This window comes from Roseateles noduli (assembly GCF_050626985.1).
GTDB classification, from domain to species: Bacteria; Pseudomonadota; Gammaproteobacteria; order Burkholderiales; family Burkholderiaceae_C; genus Roseateles; species Roseateles noduli_A.
Map to the genome: position 1 here is coordinate 898689 of NZ_CP192463.1, position 23427 is coordinate 922115.

General features: G+C 67.0%; 23 protein-coding genes. 17 read left to right on the forward strand and 6 right to left on the reverse strand.

The genetic code is table 11. The annotated features are described in order from the left end of the window. The first annotated feature begins 58 nt into the window (after nucleotides 1-58). Both ACQ4L4_RS03920 and sodC read left to right on the forward strand, forming a co-directional pair. Entirely contained in the window at nucleotides 59-562 is a 504-nt protein-coding gene (locus ACQ4L4_RS03920; protein ID WP_431102884.1) for a tetratricopeptide repeat protein, read from the forward strand. Between the two features lie 15 nt (nucleotides 563-577). Beyond that, nucleotides 578-1114, forward strand: a complete 537-nt coding sequence (gene sodC, locus ACQ4L4_RS03925) for a superoxide dismutase [Cu-Zn] SodC (RefSeq protein WP_431102885.1) — start codon at nucleotides 578-580, stop codon at nucleotides 1112-1114. Between the two features lie 171 nt (nucleotides 1115-1285). Here the strand turns inward: sodC and acnB are convergent, their stop codons facing one another. The 6 genes from acnB to ACQ4L4_RS03955 all read right to left on the reverse strand — a co-directional run bounded on the left by acnB (nucleotide 1286) and on the right by ACQ4L4_RS03955 (nucleotide 7901). Continuing rightward, nucleotides 1286-3874 carry a bifunctional aconitate hydratase 2/2-methylisocitrate dehydratase gene (acnB, locus tag ACQ4L4_RS03930; RefSeq protein WP_431102886.1) on the reverse strand — a complete coding sequence of 863 codons (2589 nt, stop codon included), beginning with the start codon at nucleotides 3872-3874 and terminating at the stop codon, nucleotides 1286-1288. 56 nt (nucleotides 3875-3930) lie between these two features. Next, the gene (locus tag ACQ4L4_RS03935; protein WP_431102887.1) at nucleotides 3931-4353 is read right to left on the reverse strand and encodes a type II toxin-antitoxin system VapC family toxin; all 423 of its coding nucleotides are present in this window, start codon (nucleotides 4351-4353) and stop codon (nucleotides 3931-3933) included. A gap of 1 nt (nucleotide 4354) precedes the next feature. Next, nucleotides 4355-4600: an AbrB/MazE/SpoVT family DNA-binding domain-containing protein gene (locus ACQ4L4_RS03940; RefSeq protein ID WP_377155558.1), complete on the reverse strand. Its 246-nt coding sequence runs from the start codon at nucleotides 4598-4600 to the stop codon at nucleotides 4355-4357. A 336-nt stretch (nucleotides 4601-4936) separates the two neighbouring features. After that, entirely contained in the window at nucleotides 4937-5533 is a 597-nt protein-coding gene (locus tag ACQ4L4_RS03945) for a hypothetical protein (RefSeq protein WP_431102889.1), read from the reverse strand. A gap of 181 nt (nucleotides 5534-5714) precedes the next feature. Beyond that, complete coding sequence (locus tag ACQ4L4_RS03950; RefSeq protein WP_431102890.1) at nucleotides 5715-6725, reverse strand: HpcH/HpaI aldolase/citrate lyase family protein; 1011 nt, start codon at nucleotides 6723-6725, stop codon at nucleotides 5715-5717. Between the two features lie 189 nt (nucleotides 6726-6914). Beyond that, a complete protein-coding gene (locus ACQ4L4_RS03955; protein WP_431102891.1) occupies nucleotides 6915-7901 on the reverse strand; it encodes a malate dehydrogenase in 987 nt (328 codons plus the stop codon). A 255-nt stretch (nucleotides 7902-8156) separates the two neighbouring features. Between ACQ4L4_RS03955 and ACQ4L4_RS03960 the strand changes: the two genes are divergently transcribed. The 15 genes from ACQ4L4_RS03960 (at nucleotide 8157) to ACQ4L4_RS04030 (ending at nucleotide 22868) form a co-directional block, all read left to right on the forward strand. After that, nucleotides 8157-8939, forward strand: a complete 783-nt coding sequence (locus ACQ4L4_RS03960; RefSeq protein ID WP_431102892.1) for a GntR family transcriptional regulator — start codon at nucleotides 8157-8159, stop codon at nucleotides 8937-8939. A gap of 126 nt (nucleotides 8940-9065) precedes the next feature. Then, nucleotides 9066-9506, forward strand: coding sequence for a succinate dehydrogenase, cytochrome b556 subunit (gene sdhC, locus ACQ4L4_RS03965; protein WP_431102893.1), 441 nt, complete (start codon nucleotides 9066-9068; stop codon nucleotides 9504-9506). Nucleotides 9507-9581: 75 nt separating this feature from the next. Beyond that, nucleotides 9582-9944 (forward strand): succinate dehydrogenase, hydrophobic membrane anchor protein, encoded by a 363-nt coding sequence (sdhD, locus tag ACQ4L4_RS03970; RefSeq protein ID WP_088408869.1) that lies wholly within the window; start codon nucleotides 9582-9584, stop codon nucleotides 9942-9944. A gap of 3 nt (nucleotides 9945-9947) precedes the next feature. Next, nucleotides 9948-11756: a succinate dehydrogenase flavoprotein subunit gene (sdhA, locus tag ACQ4L4_RS03975; protein ID WP_431102894.1), complete on the forward strand. Its 1809-nt coding sequence runs from the start codon at nucleotides 9948-9950 to the stop codon at nucleotides 11754-11756. Between the two features lie 22 nt (nucleotides 11757-11778). Next, nucleotides 11779-12483: a succinate dehydrogenase iron-sulfur subunit gene (locus tag ACQ4L4_RS03980; protein ID WP_431102896.1), complete on the forward strand. Its 705-nt coding sequence runs from the start codon at nucleotides 11779-11781 to the stop codon at nucleotides 12481-12483. A 28-nt stretch (nucleotides 12484-12511) separates the two neighbouring features. After that, nucleotides 12512-12793 carry a succinate dehydrogenase assembly factor 2 gene (locus ACQ4L4_RS03985; protein ID WP_431102897.1) on the forward strand — a complete coding sequence of 94 codons (282 nt, stop codon included), beginning with the start codon at nucleotides 12512-12514 and terminating at the stop codon, nucleotides 12791-12793. 30 nt (nucleotides 12794-12823) lie between these two features. Continuing rightward, nucleotides 12824-14134, forward strand: a complete 1311-nt coding sequence (gene gltA / locus ACQ4L4_RS03990; protein ID WP_421037247.1) for a citrate synthase — start codon at nucleotides 12824-12826, stop codon at nucleotides 14132-14134. A 389-nt stretch (nucleotides 14135-14523) separates the two neighbouring features. Further along, nucleotides 14524-15540, forward strand: coding sequence for a LacI family DNA-binding transcriptional regulator (locus ACQ4L4_RS03995; RefSeq protein ID WP_377155547.1), 1017 nt, complete (start codon nucleotides 14524-14526; stop codon nucleotides 15538-15540). Then, nucleotides 15537-16538, forward strand: coding sequence for a ribokinase (locus ACQ4L4_RS04000; RefSeq protein ID WP_431102898.1), 1002 nt, complete (start codon nucleotides 15537-15539; stop codon nucleotides 16536-16538). Before ACQ4L4_RS03995 ends, ACQ4L4_RS04000 begins: the two co-directional genes overlap by 4 nt. 19 nt (nucleotides 16539-16557) lie before the next feature. Next, nucleotides 16558-17538 (forward strand): nucleoside hydrolase, encoded by a 981-nt coding sequence (locus ACQ4L4_RS04005; RefSeq protein WP_431102900.1) that lies wholly within the window; start codon nucleotides 16558-16560, stop codon nucleotides 17536-17538. A 101-nt stretch (nucleotides 17539-17639) separates the two neighbouring features. Further along, complete coding sequence (locus tag ACQ4L4_RS04010; RefSeq protein ID WP_431102901.1) at nucleotides 17640-18962, forward strand: TRZ/ATZ family hydrolase; 1323 nt, start codon at nucleotides 17640-17642, stop codon at nucleotides 18960-18962. Nucleotides 18963-19071: 109 nt separating this feature from the next. Beyond that, complete coding sequence (locus tag ACQ4L4_RS04015) at nucleotides 19072-20220, forward strand: ABC transporter substrate-binding protein (protein ID WP_377155543.1); 1149 nt, start codon at nucleotides 19072-19074, stop codon at nucleotides 20218-20220. 353 nt (nucleotides 20221-20573) lie between these two features. Further along, nucleotides 20574-20843, forward strand: a complete 270-nt coding sequence (locus ACQ4L4_RS04020; RefSeq protein ID WP_431102902.1) for a hypothetical protein — start codon at nucleotides 20574-20576, stop codon at nucleotides 20841-20843. 116 nt (nucleotides 20844-20959) lie between these two features. Beyond that, complete coding sequence (locus ACQ4L4_RS04025) at nucleotides 20960-21628, forward strand: response regulator (RefSeq protein ID WP_067273685.1); 669 nt, start codon at nucleotides 20960-20962, stop codon at nucleotides 21626-21628. Continuing rightward, on the forward strand, nucleotides 21621-22868 hold the full coding sequence (locus tag ACQ4L4_RS04030; protein WP_431102904.1) for a hypothetical protein: 1248 nt from the start codon (nucleotides 21621-21623) through the stop codon (nucleotides 22866-22868). Before ACQ4L4_RS04025 ends, ACQ4L4_RS04030 begins: the two co-directional genes overlap by 8 nt. Nucleotides 22869-23427: the final 559 nt, after the last annotated feature.

The following is a 23427-nucleotide window of genomic DNA, read 5'->3' on the forward strand; positions in this document are numbered from 1 at the left end:
ATGACAAGCCCGTAAGTCAAAGAGCAGGATGTCCTGCATCACGCTTGAGGAGCAACACATGAAGACTATGAAGCTGCTGTCCCTGGTGGCCGCCGTCTGGGCGCTGGCCGGTTCGATGCCATCCGCGCAGGCGGCCGACATGTCGCCGCCGCCATCGGCTGCTCCGGCGCCGGCGGCGAACACGCTGACCATCGCACGCCAGTTGATCCAATCCCGTCAATGGGAAGCCGCTCGCGATGAACTGAAGCGCGTCGACGACCGTCGCAGCGCGGACTGGAACAACCTGATGGGCTATGTGTCGCGCAAGGCCGGCAATCCGGATCTGGCCGCGTCGGAGCGCTACTACGACGAGGCGCTGCGCATCGATCCCCATCACCGCAACGCGTTGGAGTACTCTGGCGAGCTCTACCTGATGAAGGGCGACCTGCCGAAGGCGCAGGCCCGCCTGGCTTCGCTGGCCACCGAGTGCAAGTCGTCCTGCGAGCAGCACACGGAGCTGAAGGAAGCCATCGCGCGCTACCAGGCCAACGGCAACAAGTACGTGGCCAAGGGTGGTTGGTAAACCAAGGAGCTTTGAATGAACCTCGTGAAGTCGTTGTGCCTGGGCCTGTTCGTGTCCTGCGGCGCCGTGGCGGCGGCCCATGCCGCCGAGCTGACCGTGAACCTCGCCGCCGCGCAGGCGGACGGCGCCGGCCCCTCGGTCGGCACGGTGCGCATCGTGGAGACGCCCTACGGCCTGGCGTTCTATCCGCAACTGACCGGACTGCCGCACGGCGTGCACGGCTTCCACGTGCATGAGAACCCCTCGTGCGCGCCATCGACGGCCAACGGCACGGTCACGCCGGCCGGCGCCGCGGGCGGGCACTTCGATCCGCTGGGCAGCAAGCGCCACGGCGAGCCGTGGGGCGACGGCCACCTGGGCGACCTGCCGCCGCTGTACGTGTCGCACGAGGGCCAGGCGACGAACCCGGTGCTGTCGCCGCGCCTGAAGAAGATCGACGAGGTGAAGGGGCACGCGCTGATGGTCCACATGGGCGGTGACAACCACTCCGACCATCCCGCGCCGCTGGGCGGTGGCGGGGCGCGTGTCGCCTGCGGCGTCATCGGCGGCTGAGCATTCCGGCCCGGGCGCAACGCCCGCGCCGCGGCGACGTCATGGTCGCAATCGCCAATGCAAAGGGCCCGGAGGTTCGCACCTCCGGGCCCTTGTTCTTTGGCGAGGGGCAGGGGACTCCACATCCCCCGCCGATCTCGCGATCGAGCGACCGTCAGGTCGCTCGTGGCATCACGCCACCGACTTCGCCGTTTCCGCGTATTCCTCGATCTGGTCGAAGTTCATGTAGCGGTAGACGCTCGCCTTGTCGGCATCGATCACGCCCATGTCCTTGAGGTACTCCTCCTTGGTCGGCAGGCGGCCCAGGCGGGACGCGATGGCGGCCAGCTCGGCCGAGCCCAGGAACACGTTGGTGTTCTTGCCCAGACGGTTGGGGAAGTTGCGCGTGGAGGTGGAGATCACTGTCGCGCCCTCGCGGACCTGCGCCTGGTTGCCCATGCACAGCGAGCAGCCCGGCATCTCGGTGCGCGCACCGGCCGTGCCGAAGGCGGCGTAGTGGCCTTCCTTGATCAGCTCGCTCTGGTCCATCTTGGTCGGCGGCGCGACCCACAGCTTGACCGGGATGTCGCGCTGGCCGCCCAGCAGCTTGGCCGCCGCGCGGAAGTGACCGATGTTGGTCATGCACGAGCCGATGAAGGCCTCGTCGATCTTGGTGCCGGCGACTTCGGACAGCACCTTCGCGTCGTCCGGGTCGTTCGGGCAGCAGACGATCGGCTCGGTGATGTCGGCCAGGTCGATCTCGATCACGGCCGCGTATTCGGCGTCCTTGTCGGCTTCCAGCAGCTCGGGCTTGGCCAGCCAGGCTTCGACCTTCTCGATGCGGCGCTGCAGCGTCTTCGCGTCGGCGTAGCCGTCGGCGATCATGTTCTTCATCAGGACGACGTTGGAGCTCAGGTACTCCTTGATCGGCGCCGGATTCAGCTTGATCGTGCAGCCGGCGGCGGAGCGCTCGGCCGACGCGTCGGACAGCTCGAACGCTTGCTCGACCTTCAGGTCGGGCAGGCCTTCGATCTCCAGGATGCGGCCCGAGAAGATGTTCTTCTTGCCGGCCTTGGCGACGGTCAGCAGACCGGCCTTGAGCGCGTACAGCGGGATCGCGTGCACCAGGTCGCGCAGCGTCACGCCCGGCTGCATCTCACCCTTGAAGCGCACCAGCACCGATTCCGGCATGTCCAGCGGCATCACGCCGGTGGCCGCGCCGAAGGCGACCAGGCCCGAACCCGCCGGGAACGAAATGCCGATCGGGAAACGCGTGTGCGAGTCGCCGCCGGTGCCGACGGTGTCGGGCAGCAGCAGGCGGTTCAGCCAGCTGTGGATCACGCCGTCGCCCGGACGCAGCGACACGCCGCCCCGGTTGGAGATGAAGGCGGGCAGCTCGCGGTGCGTCTTGACGTCCACCGGCTTCGGGTAGGCCGCGGTGTGGCAGAAGGATTGCATCACCAGGTCGGCCGAGAAGCCCAGGCAGGCCAGGTCCTTCAGCTCGTCGCGGGTCATCGGGCCGGTCGTGTCCTGCGAACCGACGGTCGTCATCTTGGGCTCGCAGTAGGTGCCCGGACGCACGCCTTGACCTTCCGGCAGGCCGACCGCGCGGCCGACCATCTTCTGCGCCAGCGTGAAGCCGGCCTTGGTCTCGGCCGGCGCCTGCGGCAGGCGGAACAGCGTCGAGGCGGGCAGGCCCAGGAACTCACGCGCCTTGGCGGTCAGCGAGCGGCCGATGATCAGGTTGATCCGGCCGCCGGCACGCACTTCGTCGAACAGCACGTCGCTCTTGAGCTTGAACTCGGTGACGGTCTCGCCGTTCTTCACCAGCTTGCCTTCATACGGCAGCACGTCGATGACGTCGCCCATCTCCAGCTTGCTGACGTCGACCTCGATCGGCAGCGAGCCCGAGTCTTCCTGCGTGTTGAAGAAGATCGGCGCGATCTTGCCGCCCAGCGTCACGCCGCCGAAGCGCTTGTTCGGGACGAAGGGGATGTCCTGGCCGGTGGCCCAGATCACCGAGTTGGTCGCCGACTTGCGCGACGAGCCCGTGCCGACGACGTCGCCGACGTAGGCCACGACGTGGCCCTTCTTCTTCAGTTCCTCGATGAACTGCATCGGGCCGCGCTTGCCGTCTTCCTCGGGCTTGAAGGCCGCGTCCGGACGCGTGTTCTTCAGCATCGCCAGGTAGTGCAGCGGGATGTCGGGGCGGCTCCAGGCGTCCGGCGCCGGCGACAGGTCGTCGGTGTTGGTCTCGCCGGGCACCTTGAAGACGGTGACGGTGATCTTCTTCTGGACTTCGGGGCGCGAGGTGAACCACTCCGCGTCGGCCCAGCTCTGCATCACTTCCTTGGCCTTGGCGTTGCCCGCCTTGGCCTTGGTCGCGACGTCGTTGAAGTAGTCGAACATCAGCAGGGTCTTCTTCAGACCCTCGGCGGCGACGCCGGCGACTTCCGCGTCGTCCAGCAGCTCGATCAGCGGATGCACGTTGTAGCCGCCGACCATGGTGCCCAGCAGCTCGGTGGCCTTGGACTTGGAGATCAGGCCCACCTTCAGGTCGCCGTGCGCGACGGCGGCCAGGAAGCTGGCCTTGACCTTGGCGGCGTCGTCCACGCCCGGGGGCACGCGGTGGGTCAGCAGGTCCAGCAGGAAGGCGTCTTCACCGGCGGGCGGGGTCTTGATCAGTTCGATCAGCTCGGCCACCTGCTTGGCGTCGAGTGGCAGCGGCGGAATGCCGAGCGCGGCGCGTTCGGCTTCGTGTTGGCGGTAGGCTTGCAGCATGCGAACTCCAGTCTCTGTGGTCTTTGCTTGGGTCGGAAAAGCGGGTCTGTCGTCGGTCACGGTGCGCTGGGCACGATGACCTTGAGGCCCTTGAAATAGTCGCGGAAGAATCCCTGGTCGCGGGTGATCAGGCCGTCGCACTGCAGCATCGCGTGCGCGCCCACCAGGAAGTCGGGCATGGCGCGCGACGACGAGGCGTCCGCCCCCTTGTCGGCCAGCCGTTGCTTGAACTTGCGTTGCATCTCGCCGGCGCGGATCGCGGCGCGCTGGTCGATGGCCAGGAAGCTCAGGCCCATCTCCTCCAGCGCGTCCATCACCTCGGAACCGTGGCCCAGGCCGGCGGTCACCTCGGACAGCACGACGTCGCACAGCACCACCGGGCCGCTGGACAGCGCCAGGCGCAGGGCGGCTTCTGCCGCGTCCGCGCCGGGCGCGTCGCCCAGGAGGTCGATGAGGACGGAGCTGTCGACGGCGATCATGTCAGGCGTCGGTGGACTCGTCCGGCGCGCGGCCGCGCAGGTCGCGCATCACGTCGTCGGTGGCGGTGCCTTCGGGCAGCTTGAAGCGGCCGCGAGCGCGGGAGATGGCGTCGTCGACGTTCTTGCGCAGGATGATGCGCGCGCCGTCGAGCTCGACCTTGAGCGTCGTGCCCTTGGTCAGGCCCAGCGCGTCGCGCACGGCCTTGGGCAGGGTGATCTGACCTCGTTCGGCGACGGTGGCTTCCATGCGGGCTCCTGGCGATGCTGGGAGATTAGACGACGGCTCTGGCGGATTCATGACCGTTCGGTGCGGCGTCGCACGAACGGTATGAATCAGAAAGTATGCACGAATTGTACGTACTTTCAGCCCATGAAAGCCAGCGTCTCCCCTTGAAGCCCGACCCCCGCAGTATGGATATGGGGCGGTCAACGGTCCGAGCGGGGGGGGCCGGTACCCCCTGCCGCGTAACTGTCGAGCGTGAGGAGACGTGTGGAGCGGAAGGGGGTACCGGCCTCCCCCGCGAGCGGCGGCCAAGAAAAAAGCCGCCTCGAGAGGCGGCTTCGTCCAGCGGGCGCGAAGGCTTTACTGCGCGCTCGGCGTGATGCCCAGGCCACCCCCGGCGGGGGCCGAGGCGGAACGCGCGGCTTCGATCGCGGCGCGTTGCTCCGGGTGGACGCATTCGTCGACCAGGCGCTGACCGGCCTTGACGTCCAGCAGCATCGACTTGTTGGCGATCTGGACCATCAGCGTGCGGCCGGTGACGTCTTCCAGGCGCAGGGCGCCGGTGGTCGACAGCACGGGCTTCATCACGAAGGTGTCCTTCTTGAAGGCCACGTTGATGTAGCCCACGTCCTTGGTGTTCGGCTCGATGGTGATCGACTGCTTGAACTCGCACTCGTACAGGCCCAGGTAGGCGCGCTTGGCGGCGGCCAGCTGTTCCTCGTTCGCTTCTGGCAGCGGAGGCGGCGGGACGGGCGTCTTGGCGGCCGGCTTCTTGGCGGCGGTCTTCGCCGGTGCGGGCTTGGCCGTCTTGGCCGGTGCCGCGGGCTTGGCGGCACCAGTGGTGGCGGCGGGCTTGGCGGTACCAGTGTTGGCGGCGGGCTGGGCGGTGGCGATGCCGGTGGTCAGCGTCAGCGCGGCGGCAGCGGCGCCGGAAAGGAGGAGGGCGGTCAGTCGCATGAGGAGGACGTGAAAGTTGGACCTGAGGGACCTTGAATCACCAGCCGAAGCAACGGCCGGAAAAACGAAACGCCGGAGCTCGGCGATGCGCGATTGTGACTGCGCGCGCGTCCCCTGAAGCGGGGATTTAATGTGTCAAACCGTTGATCGTTGCTAGGGTCTTCACGGGGTGTTCATGCCGTCACGGGGGCGATGGATGCGGCGCAAACCACGCTTGCTCGACCTCTGTCGGCAGGCTCTGCCCGGTGCCGTGCGCGCGCTGCAGCAGGTGCCAGAACAGGCGGTAACTGGCGCGGTCATGGAGCATGTCGCGGTGTTGGATCGGCGCCCACTGCGCGGCCTGCGCGGTCTGCAGGATGTCGATGGCTTCGTCGATCTCCGCGACGCTGGGCGCGAAGGCATCGATGATCGGCTGGATCTGGTTCGGATGGATGCTCCACATCCGCGTGTAGCCGAACTCGCGCGCGGCGCGCTCGGCGGCGGACTGGATCGCGCGTTCGCTCTTGAACTCGGTGACGACGCAGTGCGACGGCGTCTTGCCGTAGCTGTGCGCGGCGGCGGAGATCGCCAGCTTCGCGCGTTGCACCAGCGGGTGCGTGAACTGGCCCTCGACCGTCAGCGCCGAGCGCGGGATCGCGCCGCGATGCGCGGACACGAAATCCATCAGGCCGAACGAGAGCGATTCGATGCGCGGATGCGCGGCGATCGCCATCACGTCGCGCAGCGCGCCGTGCGTCTCGATCAGCGTGTGCAGCGGCAGCGGCTTCCTGATCGCGTGGCGCTTCAGGCAGTCGTCGATGAAGGCGATCGCGCGGCTCAGATCCTCGATGCCTTCGGGCTTCGGGATCATCAGGAAGGCGAGCTTCTCGCCGCCGCCGGCGATCACCGCCTCGACGTCGGCCTCGAAGGCCGGATGCCTGAACGGATGCACCCGCACGCCGACGCGTCCATGCGCGTTCAGCGATCCGTTCAGCAGGTGCAGCACCAGCAGCATGTGCTCGGCCTCGCCGCCGACGGGCGCGCCGTCCTCGCAATCCAGCGTGATGTCGAAGACCGGCCCCATCCGCACCTGCAGTTCAAGGCTCTTGAGTATGCGCGCCTCGACGCCGCAGTAGTGATCGACGACCGGCAGCACGACGGGCGCCTGGCCTTCTTCAAACAGGGCCTGGGCGGGGGTGAGGAGGGTGCTCATGCGATGAGGGGGGCGATGAGGAGGTCTGGAAGGAAGAAGGGCCGGCCTTCTTACGAAGGTCGGCCCAACGATACTGCCTTCAGCGACGGACCGGCGAAGCCTGGTCCCTATCAAGCAGGGCACGAGGATCTGGCTCTGCCAGGCCTCGGAGCCGCCCCTTGAGGGGCCGCCGAAGGCGGTAGGGGTGGTTCAGAGAAGGTGCTTCACGCCGTTCTGCTCTTCCAGCAGTTCGTCCAGCGTCTTCTTGATCGCGCCTTGCGAGAACTCGTCGATCTCCAGGCCTTCGACGATCTTGTACTCGCCGTTCTCGACCGTCACCGGGTAGCCGAACATGACGTCCTTCGGGATGCCGTATTCGCCGTTGGACGGCACGCCCATCGTGACCCACTTGCCGTTGGTGCCCAGGGCCCAGTCGCGCATGTGATCGATGGCGGCGTTGGCGGCCGAGGCGGCCGACGACAGGCCGCGGGCGGCGATGATCGCGGCGCCGCGCTTGCCGACGGTCGGCAGGAACGTCGTGCGGTTCCACTCTTCATCGTTGATCAGGGCCTTGACCGACTGGCCGTCGATCGTGGCGAAGCGGTAGTCCGCGTACATCGTCGGCGAGTGGTTGCCCCACACGGCCAGCTTCTCGATGCCGGCGACCGGCTTGCCGGTCTTGGCGGCGATCTGCGAGGCGGCGCGGTTGTGGTCCAGGCGCAGCATGGCGGTGAAGTTCTTGGCCGGCAGGTCCGGGGCCGACTTCATCGCGATGTAGGCGTTGGTGTTGGCCGGGTTGCCGACCACCAGCACCTTGACGTTGCGCGAGGCCACGGCGTTCAGGGCCTTGCCCTGCGCGGTGAAGATGGCGCCGTTGATCGACAGCAGTTCCGAGCGTTCCATGCCCGGGCCGCGCGGACGCGAGCCGACCAGCAGCGCGTAGTCGGTGTCCTTGAAGGCGGTCATCGGGTCGCTGTGGGCCTCGATGCTGGCCAGCAGCGGGAAGGCGCAGTCTTCCAGCTCCATGATCACGCCCTTGAGCGCGTTCTGGGCCTTCTCGTCGGGGATCTCCAGCAGTTGCAGGATGACGGGCTGGTCCTTGCCCAGCATCTCGCCGGAAGCGATGCGGAACAGCAGGGCATAGCCGATCTGGCCGGCGGCGCCGGTGACGGCGACGCGAACGGGTTTCTTGCTCATCAGGGTCTCCGAGAAGTGCGAGTGAATGATGCGTGAGGCGCAGTCCGCGCCAGCGGCGGCAAGTGTAGGACAGCGCGGCCCCGGCACGGATCGCGAAAGGGTCTTCTTCGCCCACCGGTCTGGGGAGTTGCCCCCAAAAGTAGCGCATGACCATTGCGCGGAACTGACACTCTTCTGTCTTATATAAGACTAATCCGGTCGGACTCCCTCTGGAGGGTGGACGCTGTCTTCGGGTTTGTGCTCGAATCGCGCCCCATGTCGCCCCCCGCCGCACCGGTCCACCCCGTGACGCCGCTCAATGAGCTGGCGCGCGCGGAAGCCGCGCCGTCGTTCAGCCCGCTGTATCGCCAGATCAAGGGGCTGATCCTGAAGGGGCTGCAGGCCGGCGAATGGAAGGCGGGGGAGACCATCCCCAGCGAGATGGACCTGGCGGCCCGCTTCGGGGTGAGCCAGGGCACCGTGCGCAAGGCCGTCGACGAACTGGCCGCCGACAACCTGCTGGTCCGCAAGCAGGGCAAGGGCACCTTCGTCGCCACCCATGCGGAACAGCAGCAGCAATACCGCTTCCTGCGGCTGACGCCGGATGCGGAAGAGGCCTCGTCGCTCGGCCGCCAGCTGCTGGACTGCAAGCGCCAGCGTGCGCCGGCCTTCATCGCCAGGCTGATGCAGCTGCGCGCCGGCGATCCCGTGATCGAGATCCGCCGCCTGCTGCACAGCGGGGGGCATCCGGTCGTGCTCGACGACATCTGGCTGCCCGGCACGCTGTTCAAGGGGCTGACGACCGAGCGGCTGCTCGAGCATCGCGGCCCGTTCTACAGCCTGCTCGAAACCGAATTCAACGTGCCCATGATCCGGGCGCAGGAAAAGATCCGTGCGGTCGCGGCGGAGGAAGACGCCGCCGCGCTGCTGCAGGTGACGCCCGGCAGTCCGCTGCTGAGCGTGGAGCGGCTCTCCTTCACCTACGGCGACAAGCCGGTGGAGTTGCGCCGCGGTCTCTACAACACTTCCCACCACTTTTATCGCAACAGTCTGAACTGATGCTTTCGCGTTGCGGCGCTGACGTTTTCATGGCAACGCCGGAAGACGACATGCGCCCAGGACACCCTTGAGGGGTGTTGCGTTGCCATAAAATCTTCGGGTTTCACATTGATTACAAGGTCGGACATGACGGACGCCACCCAAGCCACCAAGAAGAATCGACCGGTCTACACCAACATCCATGTCACGCAGATAGTGGCGTACCGCTTGCCGCCGGCCGGCATCGTCTCGATCCTGCATCGCATCAGCGGCCTGCTGATGTTCTTCCTGCTCCCGTTCGTGATCTGGATGTTCGACACCAGCCTCACGTCGGAGATCTCGTACGAGACCTTCACCGCGGCCTTCGTGTCCGGCATCGGCTTCCTGCCGGGCTGGTTCATCAAGCTCGTGACGCTGGGCCTGATCTGGGGCTACCTGCACCACTTCATCGCCGGTGTCCGCCACCTGTGGATGGACGCGACGCACAGCGTGAGCAAGCAGCAGGGCCACGTCAGCGCCGTCGTGACGCTGGTGCTCAGCGTCGTGCTGACGCTGGCGCTCGGCGCCAAGCTGTTCGGCCTGTACTGATCACGCCGCGACCGCGCGGCGCGGGCCGTGCGGTCGGACTGAATTCCGACGATTGACCCAAGAGGCAAATCAACAATGACAACCTACGGAAGCAAGCGCATCGTCACCGGTGCGCATTACGGCCTGCGCGACTGGATGGTCCAGCGCGCCACCGCGCTGCTCATGGCGCTGTTCACCATCGTGCTGCTGGCGCAAGTGCTGTTCACCAGCCAGGCCATCGGTTACGACCTGTGGGCCGGCATCTTCAGCAAGCAATGGATGAAGTTCCTGACCTTCGCGCTGATCGTGTCCCTGGCGTATCACGCCTGGGTCGGCGTGCGCGACATCTGGATGGATTACGTGAAACCGGTGGGCGTGCGGCTGTTCCTGCACACGTTCACGCTGGTGTGGTTGACGGGTTGCGCGGGTTGGGCGATCCAAGTGCTCTGGAGGCTGTAAGAAATGCAAATCGGAACCTCGCTGCCCAAGCGCAAATTCGATGTGGTGATCGTCGGTGCCGGCGGCTCCGGCATGCGCGCGTCGCTGCAACTGTCGCTGGCCGGCCTGAACGTGGCCGTCCTGTCCAAGGTTTTTCCCACCCGCTCGCACACCGTGGCCGCCCAGGGCGGCATCGGCGCCAGCCTGGGGAACATGTCCGAGGACAACTGGCATTACCACTTCTACGACACCGTGAAGGGCTCGGACTGGCTGGGTGACCAGGACGCCATCGAGTTCATGTGCCGTGAAGCGCCCAAGGTCGTCTACGAGCTCGAACACTTCGGCATGCCGTTCGACCGCAACCCGGACGGCACGATCTATCAGCGCCCGTTCGGCGGCCACACCGCCAACTACGGCGAGAAGCCGGTCCAGCGCGCCTGCGCCGCGGCCGACCGCACCGGCCACGCGCTGCTGCACACGCTGTACCAGCAGAACGTCAAGGCCCGCACCAACTTCTTCGTCGAGTGGATGGCGCTGGACCTGATCCGCGACGCCGACGGCGACTGCGTCGGCGTGACCGCGCTGGAGATGGAGACGGGCGAGATCCACATCCTCGAAGCGAAGACCGTGCTGCTGGCCACCGGCGGTGCCGGCCGCATCTTCGCCGCGTCGACCAACGCCTTCATCAATACCGGCGACGGCCTGGGCATGGCGGCGCGCGCCGACATCCCGCTGCAGGACATGGAGTTCTGGCAGTTCCACCCGACCGGCGTGGCCGGCGCGGGCGTGCTGCTGACCGAAGGCTGCCGCGGCGAAGGCGCGATCCTGCGCAACGCCAACGGCGAGCGCTTCATGGAGCGCTACGCCCCGACGCTGAAAGACCTGGCACCGCGCGACTTCGTCTCGCGCTGCATGGACCAGGAGATCAAGGAAGGTCGCGGCTGCGGTCCCAACAAGGACTACGTCGTGCTGGACATGACCCACCTGGGCGGCGACACCATCGCCAAGCGCCTGCCGTCGGTGCTGGAGATCGGCCACAACTTCGCCAACGTCGACATCACGAAGGAACCGATCCCCGTCGTGCCGACCATCCATTACCAGATGGGCGGCATCCCCACCAACGTCCACGGCCAGGTCGTCGCCCCCAAGGGCGACAACTACAAGGACATCGTCAACGGCCTGTACGCGGTGGGCGAATGCTCCTGCGTGTCGGTGCACGGCGCCAACCGCCTGGGCACCAACTCGCTGCTGGACCTGCTGGTCTTCGGTCGTGCCGCGGGCAATCACATCGTCGACGCCGTCAAGAACTCGGGCAAGTCGCACAAGCCGCTGCCCAAGGACGCCGCCGACCAGACGCTGGCGCGCCTGAACCGCCTGGAGTCCAACACCGGCGGCGAATACGCGCAGGGCGTCGCCGACGACATGCGCGCCGCGATGCAGTCGCATGCCGGCGTGTTCCGCACCAGCAAGCTGCTCGACGAGGGCGTCACCGCCATCGCCGCGATCCGCGAGCGGGTCAAGAACATCACGCTGCAGGACAAGTCCAAGGTCTTCAACACCGCGCGTGTCGAGGCCCTGGAAGTGGACAACCTGATCGAGGCCGCGCAGGCCACGATCGTGTCCGCCGCCGCGCGCAAGGAATGCCGCGGCGCCCACACGGTGAACGACTTCGAGCGCGGCGCGGACGATGCGGAATTCCCGCTGGGCCGCAACGACAAGGAGTGGATGAAGCACACGCTGTGGCACTCCAAGTCCAACAGCCTGACCTACAAGCCGGTGAATCTGCAACCGCTGACCGTCGATAGCGTCCCCCCGAAGGTCCGTACCTTCTGACCGGCCGCAGGAGCACACACACATGATCAAGCGCACCTTCAAGATCTACCGCTACGACCCGGACAAGGACGCCAAGCCGTACATGCAGACCATCGAGCTGGAGCTCGCCGGCAACGAACGCATGCTGCTGGACGCCCTGCTCAAGCTCAAGGCGGTGGATCCCTCGCTGTCGTTCCGCCGCTCGTGCCGCGAAGGCGTCTGCGGTTCCGACGCGATGAACATCAACGGCAAGAACGGTCTGGCCTGCCTGACCAACCTGCGCTCGCTGCCGGACGTCATCGTCCTCAAGCCGCTGCCGGGCCTGCCCGTCGTCCGCGACCTGATCGTGGACATGACGCAGTTCTTCAAGCAGTACAACTCGATCCGTCCGTTCCTGGTGAACGAGGAAGCGCCGCCCGAGAAGGAGCGCCTGCAGTCCCCCGAGGAGCGCGACGAGCTCAACGGCCTGTACGAGTGCATCCTGTGCGCGAGCTGCTCGACGAGCTGCCCCAGCTTCTGGTGGAACCCCGACAAGTTCGTCGGTCCCGCCGGTCTGCTGCAGGCCTACCGCTTCATCGCCGACAGCCGCGACCAGGCCACCGCGGAGCGCCTCGACAACCTCGAGGACCCGTACCGCCTGTTCCGCTGCCACACCATCATGAACTGCGTCGACGTCTGCCCGAAGGGTCTCAACCCGACGAAGGCGATCGGCAAGATCAAGGAACTGATGGTGCGCCGCACCGTCTGAGCCTGCTCGCGCGAACCTACGCACACGCATGAACGCCGCCGACGCCAACACCCTCATCGATGAGAGGGATCTCTCCAAGCTCAAGTGGCGCTGCCGCCGCGGGCTGTTGGAGAATGATCTTTTCATCGAGCGGTTCTTCCGGCGGCACGAAGGCGCGTTGACCGAATTCCACGCGGAAGGCCTGCGTCAGCTGATGGACCTGTCGGACAACGACCTGCTCGATCTGATGCTGGCCCGCAAGGAACCGGCCGACGAGCTGGACCGGCCCGACGTTCATGCCGTGCTCGCGATGCTGCGGACTCCTCAGTAACCAGAACCCCCGAAGTCATAAGGAATGCCCATGACCCCGTCTGACGTCAAAGCCACCCTGTCGTTCTCCGATGGCAGCCCGCAAATGGATCTGCCCCTGTACAAGGGCACCATCGGTCCGGATGTGATCGACATCCGCAAGCTTTACGCGCAGACCGGCAAGTTCACCTACGACCCGGGCTTCCTGTCGACGGCGTCGTGCAACTCCACGATCACCTACATCGACGGCGACAAGGGCGAGTTGCTGTACCGCGGCTACCCGATCGAGCAGCTGGCGACCAACTGCGACTACCTCGAGACCTGCTACCTGCTGCTGTACGGTGAGCTGCCCAGCCCGTCGCAGAAGGAAGAGTTCGTCAACCGCGTGACCAACCACACGATGGTCAACGAGCAGATGCAGTTCTTCCTGCGCGGCTTCCGTCGCGACGCGCATCCGATGGCGGTCATGACCGGCCTGGTGGGCGCGCTGTCGGCCTTCTATCACGACAGCACCGACATCAATAACCCCGAGCACCGCGAGATCGCCGCGATCCGCCTGATCGCGAAAATGCCGACGCTGGTGGCGATGGCCTACAAGTACACGATCGGCCAGCCGTACATCTATCCGAAGAACGACCTCTCGTACGCCGGCAACTTCATGCGCATGATGTTCGCCACGCCGTGCGAGGAGTACAAGCCCAACGACGTGCTGGTCCGCGCGATGGACCGCATCTTCACGCTGCATGCGGACCACGAGCAGAACGCGTCGACCTCGACGGTGCGCCTGTGCGGCTCGTCGGGCACCAACCCGTTCGCGGCGATCGCCGCGGGCGTGGCCTGCCTGTGGGGCCCCGCGCACGGCGGTGCCAACGAGGCCTGCCTGAACATGCTCAACGACATCCAGCAGATGGGTGGCGTGGCCAAGATCGGCGAGTTCATCAAGCAGGTCAAGGACAAGAACAGCAACGTCAAGCTGATGGGCTTCGGCCACCGGGTCTACAAGAACTACGACCCGCGCGCCAAGCTGATGCGCGAGACCTGCCACGAAGTCCTGAACGAACTGGGCCTGCACGACGACCCGCTGTTCAAGCTGGCGATGGAGCTGGAGAAGATCGCGCTGGAAGACGAATACTTCGTCGCCCGCAAGCTGTACCCGAACGTCGACTTCTACTCCGGCATCGTGCAGCGCGCCATCGGCATCCCGGTGCCGCTGTTCACCGCGATCTTCGCGCTGGCCCGCACGGTCGGCTGGATTGCCCAGCTGAACGAGATGATCGGCGACCCCGAGTACAAGATCGGCCGTCCGCGTCAGCTGTTCGTCGGCGCCACCAAGCGCGACGTCACGCCGATCGCTCAACGCTGATCAGCAGACGCCGAGCCGGAACACCGGCTCACCCCACCAAGCCCCTGCGCCCGCGCCAGGGGCTTTTTTCATCCGCTCCCGCACGTCGCACGCAAGGCCTGACCCGATGTCAGCGCTGATCGTTCCGCACGCCGCAAGACCTGACCCGATGTCAACGGACGAGGGTGGGGCCGGTATGCTGCTGGGGGTCCCCGGAGGGGCGCCCCCTGCTGCGTGGAGAGCCCGCGCTTGGCAATCCGGAGCAGGAAGGCCAGGCAACACCGCGCTGGAATATTTGATGCACGGTGTTCCCCCCGACCGGGAGCGCATTCCTCATGGGGTATGCTTTGCAAACGTTTGCAATTGACTGAACCAGCCAGTTTGGCACGAGCAGAGGACCGGATCGACCGATGAGCACCATCAAGGATGTGGCCGCGCTGGCGGGGGTGTCCTTCACCACGGTGTCGCATGTGCTGAACAACACGCGACCGGTGAGCGCCGAAGCCCGCGCGCGCGTGCTGGCGGCGGTTGACGAGATCGGTTACCTGCCCAGCGCGGTGGCCCGCTCGCTGCGGCGCAGCGAGACCAAGATCGTCGGCGTGCTGGTGCCCAACGTGCGCAACCCGTTCTTCGCGGAGCTGGTCGTCGGTGCCGAGGAGTGGTGCCGGCAGGCGGGCTACTCGGTCTTCCTCTGCAACTCGGACAACGACCCCAAGCACCAGCAGGCCTACCTGCGCACGCTGCTGGAGAAACGCATCGACGGCCTGCTGCTGAGCTCCGCCGGCGATGCCGAGACGCTGGCCAGCACCTTCCGTCATGCGAGCGTGCCCGTGGTGACTGTGGACCGCCTGGTGCCCGGCGCGCGCGCGGACCGCGTCAGCGTGAACAACCAGTTGGGCGCCTTCGAGGTCGTCCGCCATCTGCTGGAGCTGGGTCATCGCCGAATCGGATGCGTGAGCGGCCCCGCCGAATTCGAAGTGACGACTGAACGCGTCGCCGGCTGGCGCAACGCGCTGCAGCAGCGCGGCCTGGAGGCGCGGGCCGAGTGGCTCGCCGAGAGCGATTTCAGCACCGCGGGTGGCTACGAGGCCGTGAAGGCGCTGCTGACGCGCCAGCCCGAGCTCACCGCCGTCTTCACCTGCAACGACCTGATGGGCATGGGCGCGCTGCGCGCCGCCGCCGAACTCGGACTGAACGTGCCGCGTCAGCTGTCGGTCGTGGGCTTCGATGCGATCGAGCTCGGCAGCTATGTCTATCCCGCGCTGACCAGCGTGGGCTGCTCGATCCGCGAGCTCGGCCGGGAGGCCGGCCGCGCGCTGATCGAGCGCATCGAGAATCCCCAGGCGCCCTTCAAGGACCTGCAACTCGTGCCGCAGGTCGTGCTGCGCGAGAGCACCGCGGCGCCGTCGTCTCCGGAGCTTTCATGACTTCAGCAAAGGCTGCGGCCACCGTGGTGGTGGTGGGCAGCGTCAACATGGACCTCGTGGCCCACGCCGTGCGCCTGCCCGCGCCGGGCGAGACCCTGATCGGCGAGGCCTTCGCCGGCACGCCCGGCGGCAAGGGCGGCAACCAGGCGGTGGCCGCGTCGCGGCTGGGCGCCGAGGTCGCGCTGATCGGCCGCGTCGGCATGCGCCAGCACGGCCAGGATCTGCTGAAGGCGCTGGAAGCGGAGCGGGTGCATGTCCAGGCGATCCGCCGCGACGAGGCCGCGTGGCCCGGCGTGGCGGTGATCATGGTCGCGAGCGAGGGCGGCGAGAACGCGATCGTCGTCGTGCCCGGCAGCAATGCGGACCTCGATGCGACCGACGTGGAGCAGGGCGGGGCGCTGCTGCGGCAGGCCAAGGTCGTCGTGGCGCAGCTGGAGGTGCCGGTGCCGGCGATCCAGCGCGCCTTCGAGATCGCCCGCGAGGCCGGCGTGATCACGGTGCTGAACGCCGCGCCCGCGCAGGACCTGCCGGCCGCGCTGCTGGGCCTGAGCGACTGGCTGATCGTCAACGAGACCGAGGCGCTGCAGCTGGCCCGCGCCGTGGCGCTGCCCGGCGATGCCGACGGCATCGCCATCGCGCGTGCGACCGCCGCGCATCTGCGGACGCTGGGACCGCGGCACGTGCTCGTGACGCTGGGCGGCGCCGGCGCGTGGCTGCTCAGCGACGAGCATCCGGACGGGCTGCATCTGCGCGCCTCCCGCGTCGATGCGGTGGACACGGTCGGCGCCGGCGACACGCTGGTGGGCGGCCTCGCGGTCGGTCTGGCCGAGGGCCTGGTGCCGGCCCGCGCGGCCGCGCTGGGGCAGTTGGCCGCGGCGCTCGCGGTCAGCCGCACCGGCGTGCAGCAGGCGATGCCGCACCGCTCCGAGCTGCCGGAATTGCCCGAGCTCGCCACGTTGACGGCGAACGGGGCACACTCCGCCGACGGCAACTCCTGACCCTGGAGCGCAGTACCCCATGGACAGCAAGATCCCCGCTTCCGGCCGCATCCCGGTCCTCTTCGACACCGACCCCGGCATCGACGATGCGCTCGCGCTCGCGCTGCTGGCCTGCCATCCGCGTTTCGAGCTGGTGGCCGTCACGACGGCCTTCGGCAACGGCCCCGTCGCCACGACCACGCGCAACGCGCGCGGGCTGACCGCGCTCTACCGCAAGGATGTGCCCGTCGCGGCCGGCGCCGAAGGCCCGCTGCGGGACGAGCGCCGGCGCAAGGATGCCGCGCACGTGCACGGCGACGATGGACTGGGCGGTGTCGCCGACCGCCTGCCGGCGCCGACGCGGCCGCTCGATCCGCGGCCCGCGCATGAGCTGATCTGCGACCTGGTCAATGAGCGGCCCGGCGAGATCACGCTGGTGGCCGTCGGTCCGTTCACGAACCTGGCGCTCGCGCTGGCGCACGATCCGGCGATCGCCGGCAAGGTCAAGCGCGTCGTCGTGATGGGCGGCGCCTTCGGCCTGAAGGGCCACGGCGGCAACGTGACGCCGGTGGCCGAGGCCAACATCCTGGCCGATCCCGAAGCCGCGGACCAGGTCTTCACCGCGGCCTGGCCGGTGACCATCGTCGGCCTGGACGTGACGCAGGAAGCGATCATGCGCGAGGCCGACCTGGCGAAGCTGCGCCGCCGGGGCGAGGGCGCCGGCGACCTGCTCTGGCAGGCCACGCGCCACTACCAGCAGTTCTACGACGCGCGCGACGGCATCGGCGGCATCTACGCGCACGACGCCAGCGCGGCGGCGATCCTGCTGGTGCCGGACGCGTTCACCCTGCGTGCCGGCCCGGTGCGCGTGGCGCTGGAGGGCATCGCCACCGGCCAGACCATCCAGGACTGGCGCGGCGAGCACGGCGGCGGCACGCCCTGGAGCGGCCATCCGGCGCAGCAGGTCTGCGTCGAGGTCGACGCGGCGCGCGTGCTGGCGCTGTTCGACGAGATCTTCTGACGCCGGCGTTGTCGCCGCGACGCGATGCGATCGCGCGACGACGCTCTCAAGAATCAAGACAATGCACGTCGCGCCGAACGGCGTGAGCAAGGAGAACCCGAATGACGACCCAAGCCGTGAAGCTGCTGTTGCCCCGCTGGCTGATCACCATGACGCCGGACAGCCCGGTGCTGGAGCAGCATGCGCTGGCCATCGAGGGCGAACGCATCGCCGCCGTCCTGCCGCGCGAGGAAGCGCTCAAGCGCTACGCCGACGCCGAGCGCGTCGAGCTCCCGAACCATGTGCTGATCCCCGGCCTGATCAACGCCCACACGCATTCGGCGATGTCGCTGCTGCGCGGCGTCGCGGACGACCTCGCGCTGATGGACTGGCTCAACAACCACATCTGGCCGCTGGAGCGCCAGTGGGTCAGCGAGGACTGGACCTACCAGGGGTCGCTGCTGTCCGCGGCCGAGGCGCTGCGTGGCGGCGTGACCTACCTGAACGACATGTACTTCTTCCCGACCACGATGGCCCGCGCGGCGGTGGACAGCGGCATCCGCGCCGGCGTCTCGATCAACGTGATCGACTTCCCCACCGGCTACGCCGCCAACGCGCAGGACTACATCGAGAAGGGCCTGGCCGCCTACGAGCAGTTCAAGGGCGAGAAGCTTCTGGACTGGACCAGCGCGCCGCACGCGCCGTACACGGTCTCGGACGAGACCTTCATTCAGCTGCGCGAGCTGGCGGAGAAGTACGACCTGCAGATGCACTGCCACATCCATGAGACGCAGGACGAGATCGACGGCAGCATCAAGCAGTACGGCGAGCGCCCGCTGGCGCGCCTGAACAAGCTCGGCCTGCTGAACGCGAAGATGATCGCCGTGCACATGGTCCACCTGAGCCCCGAGGAGATCGACCTCGTCGCGAAGCAGGGCGTGCACCTGGTCCACAACCCGAGCTCCAACCTCAAGCTGGCCTCGGGCGTGGCGCCGGTGAAGGCCCTGGAGGCGGCCGGCGTCAACACCATCCTCGGGACCGACGGCGCGGCTTCCAACAACCGCCAGGACATGTTCAGCGAGATCCGCGCCGCGGCGCTGCTCGCCAAGGGCGTGACCGGCGATCCGCTGACCGTCTCCGCGCGCACCGCGCTGGAGATGGCCACGGTGCGCGCCGCCAAGGCCATGGGCCGCGCGAACGACCTGGGCACGCTGGAGGCCGGCAAGCTGGCCGACGTGGTCGCCGTGGCACTGGACTCGATCGAATGCCAGCCGGTCTATCACGCCGACGCGCAACTCGTTTATGTGGCGGGGCGTGAACATGTCACGGACGTCTGGGTGGGCGGCCGCCAGGTGCTGTCGAATCGCAACGTTCTGACCTTCGACACGCAGGCTTTGCTGGGGCGGGTCACGGACATCGTGGCTAAGATGCGCGCGGGGCGCTGATCCCCCCTGAACGTGGGGGTCGCGGCGCCGAGGGGCCGGCGGCGAACTGACCGTCGGCGTGCTGGAGACACAAGCCGGCCGCCACCGCGAGCCGGCGGGACAGACCACCATGAGCAAGCCTACACGGAACCGGCCCCTGAGCCGGTTCGCCGCCTCCATCGCCACCGCCCTGGTGGCCTTCGGCCTCAGTGCCGCCGCCCGCGCGGACATCCTGATCGGCCAGACGGCCGGCTTCACCGGCCAGGTCGCGGCCAGCGTCAAGGAACTGACGCTGGGCGCCAGGCTCTACATCGACAAGGTCAACGCCACCGGCGGCGTCAACGGCCAGAAGATCGACCTGCAGTCGCTGGACGACGGCTTCGATCCCAAGCGCGCCGCCGCCAACGCGCAGACGCTGATCGACAAGGGCGCCGTCGCCCTGTTCCTGACGCGGGGCACGCCGCACACGCAAGCCGTGCTTCCGCTGCTGGAAAAGGGCCAGGTGCCGCTGATCGCGCCGTCCACCGGCGCCATGCTGCTGCACAAGCCGGTCCACCCCCTGGTCTTCAACGTGCGTTCGACCTACCAGCGCGAGGCTGAGCGTGCCGTCCAGCTGCTGCTGGAGATGGGCAACACGCGCATCGCGCTGGTGCAGGTGAACGACACCTTCGGCGCGGACGGCATCGTCGGTGCGATGGCGGGCTTCAACGACCGCAAGATGAAGCCGGTGGCCCACTTCACCTATGAGCGCGAGAAGCCGGACATCGCCGGCGTCGTCAAGCAACTGATCGCCGCGGACCCGCAGGTCGTGCTGATGGTCGCCTCGCAGCAGATCACCGCCGACACGATCAATGCGCTGCGCGCGGCCGGTTCGCGCATCCTGGGTGCCACCCTGTCGAACAACGCGTCCAACGGCTTCGTGCAACTGCTGGGTCAGAACGCCGCCGGCATCATCGTCTCGCAGGTCTTCCCGAGCGAGCGCTCGACCAACGTGCCGATGGTCCGCGAACTCGGCGACCTGGTGAAGGCGAATCCCGCCGAATCCAACGGCCAGGTCACGCCGGCCATGATGGAAGGCTTCGCCTCCGCCAAGGTCCTGGTCGAGGCGCTCAAGCGCGCCGGCAAGGATCCCAGCCGCGCCGCCATCCAGAAGGTCCTCAACAGCATGACCCGCTTCGATCTGGGCGGCATGGAGGTGGGGTACTCGCCCACCGACCACACGGGCACGAACTACGCGGACATCGCGATCATCGATCCGCGAGGCCGCTTCCTGCGCTGATCCCGAGGTCGGATCTTCCCTTCGCGACGGGCGCCTTCGGGCGCCCGTCCTGTTTTTCCTGACGCGCACGCCGGCCGGACAGGTCGCCGCCGGGCGGCTTTCAGCGACTGAGTCGGCGCATCTCGATCCCAGGCCTCGATATCGGCAATGGCGGTCCGAGAATGGGTCGGAGCGGCCTCGCATATTCGAGACGAGCTCGGCGAACGACACGAATTCGTTAGTCGACCAATGAATTCGTCATTCGAATCGCGAGAGGCTGACATGTTTAAGTCGATAAATGCATTCATGAGTGATTAGCAAACTGATCGCAGTCGGTGACACTGCCGCCAACAGTTTGCGAATGGATTTGTGTCATGCGAAATATGTATGCGATCTCAATCGGCTTGACGCTCGCCGGCGTGGGATGCCTGGTGGCCGAGCGGACCGAGTCGTCGCCCCCCGGGCATCCCTTATTTGAACTTACTGTCATTGGTTATCTGCTGGCGATTGGTGGACTGATGCTGCTGATCGCCTGCCTGGCCGCCAGCACCGAAGGCTGGATCAAAGGCCGATGGCATCGGGTCGCGCGGCCCGCCGACAGGGAGTGGGACCAGCCGCCGCCGCGAATCCTGGACCACCACTGAATTCAGTAGTCTGGCGTTTTCGGGTTTACTTGCTTCGGTGATTGCTCGTTTCTGCTCGCTCGCGAAACTGTGCCCGCCTCTGGGCAATGGGATAACGAGTGAGAAGGAGCCAATGAATGAGTATCGCCGTCGTGATCATCGAGGACGACCCCACCGTCATGAAGAGGTTGGTGGACGTGATTTCGAACAGTAGCTTTTGCGAGGTGGTGGGCATCGCCAAGAATCGCGGAGAGGCCGTGGCGGCGATCCTCGCCAACCGCGCGGACCTGTACATCGTCGACCTGGGGTTGCCGGACGTCGACGGTGTCGAACTGATACGGCTGATCCAGGACAAGTGCCCGGAGTCGCGCAGCGTCGTCGTCAGCACCTTCGGCGACAGCAAGCATGTGATGCGCAGCCTGCGGGCGGGGGCCAGCGGCTACCTGCTCAAGGAGGAGATCCAGCCGTCGATGGTGGACAAGCTCGTCAGCGCGCACAACGGGCAGGCGCCGCTGAGCCCGGCGGTCGCGCAGCTGGTCGTCGAGCGGATCACGATGCTCGAGAACAACGTGCGGCCGCATGTCGACCGGCAGAAGGTGCTCCGTGACCTCGGGCTGGGCGAGCGGGAATGGGAGGTCCTGCGGCATCTGGTCGATGGCTTGCCCATCGTCGAGATCGGACGTCGGCTGAGCATCTCGCATCACACCGTCAACCAGCACCTGCGCAGCGTCTACCGCAAGCTCGGGGTGAAGTCGCGGGCCATGGCGGCCAACGCCGCGCGTCTGCACGGTCTCATCGATGAGTAGTCCGAGGCGGAGCTCGCTGAAGACGGTGTTCTTCTGGCTGACCTTCTTCATCCTGGCCCTGCTGGTCGTGGCGACCAGCAGTCTGGCGACGCGGGTCTACCGCGTCGAGGGGGCCCAGGACCTGGAGATCGTCGAGACCACTTCCGCTGCGCGCGATACGGGTCCGGAGACGCCCCGGCTGGAGGGACTGATCCTCGCCCACCAGGGGAGCTTCGCCCTCCCATACTTTCACGACGTCAGCCAGTCGGCCGGATTGAAGCGGGCGAGATTCCGGATCGACCTGGACCGCTATCTCGCCCGCCCGGCGCCGTGCTGCGAGACGCCGGCGGGCACGCCCTTCCGGCAGGAGTCGCGGATCCCCGGCACCAGCCTGCTGATCAGCCAGGCCCTGGATGGCATGGACGTCTACCTCAACGGCGTCTGGGTCGCCGGCCTGCCGAAGTCGACCGCCGACGCGCGCTACAAGTGGTACCGCCCCTTGCAGGTGCCGTTGGCGCGGAGCCTCGTGCGGCCGGACGGCAACGTGCTGACCGTCGAGCTCTCGACCTGGGATCGGCAGATCCACATCGCGCCGATCTACATCGGTGACCTCGACACCATCTCCTACATCGGCGAACTGACCCTGTTCTTCGGAACCTCGCTGGCCAATGCGTCCAACGTCTTCTGCCTGCTGGCGGGCATGTTCATGCTGGGCGCCTGGCTGGCGAACCGGCGGGAGGGCGCCGTGTTCCTGCATGCGGGGGCGACGACGGTGCTGTGGTCGGTGCTGTTCTCGCTGGTGCTGCTGCCCTACGTCCCGGCCGCGATGCTGCCGCTGTGGCTCTGGGCGCAGTACGCCTGCATCGGTGGCGTCGTGGTGGTGCTGACGCTGTTCATCTTCGCCTTCGTCGACGAGCCCCTGGGCCGGGGCGGGATGCTGGCCCTGTTCGGCGCGGGCGCGTTCGCGGCGCTCACCTATCCGCTGCTGGATCTGCGCGGGCGGGAATGGCTGGACACCTACTGGCTGCCCGTGCTGCTGGTGTTCCATCTCTACGCCTGCTCGCGCCTGGCGTTGCACGTGGCGCGCACGCGCTCGCGCACGGCCATGTCGCTGCTGTTCCAGTCCGTGCTGGCGCAGGTCTTCGCGCTGCGGGACCACAACGCGGTGCGAGAGCTCGTGTCCTTCCCGATGCCTGATGCGGGCTGGTCGCTCTCCCATCTGCTTGAAGTCACCCAAAAGAGTCTTGAGCTACCTGCCTAGGGAGGGCCGCTCTGCGCCAGCCAAACTCAGAATATGTCTTGAGCTGCCGCGCATCGCCGACTGAACCAACTCCGAAAAGTGTCTTTAGCTATCACGCCGGAAAGCCCGAAAATCATGAGGCTGCTCAACTCTGCGGCATCGCGAGCTTTGGCCGGAAGACCCGAGGGCCGTATGACGCGCGTACGGCTTAACTCTGCACGGAGGTCTTGTTGACCAAGCCGGTAGTGCCGAAACAGGCTGATCGACAGGGCCCGCGCAAAACGCCCTTGGGATGAGCGAGGTAGAGAAACGCTTGGTTTCTTCAGGCTCAGCGTCAGGGCTGGGCTCACGAGCATTAAAAATCTTCCTTGGGCGCCATCAACGTTGAGGATGAGCGGTTGCTGGAGCTGTGCTTAACTGATTTGTCGGACTTCGTCAGTAGGCTTGTGCAGCAGGTTGGCGGCTAGCTGCCTCGGAGAAAAATCGGCTGAAAGCTACGGGAGGTGAGGGATGCGCTGGAGGCTCATTGGACTAGCCGCAATCGCGGCGTTAGCTGCTGCGACGCTCTCCAGCTGCGTGA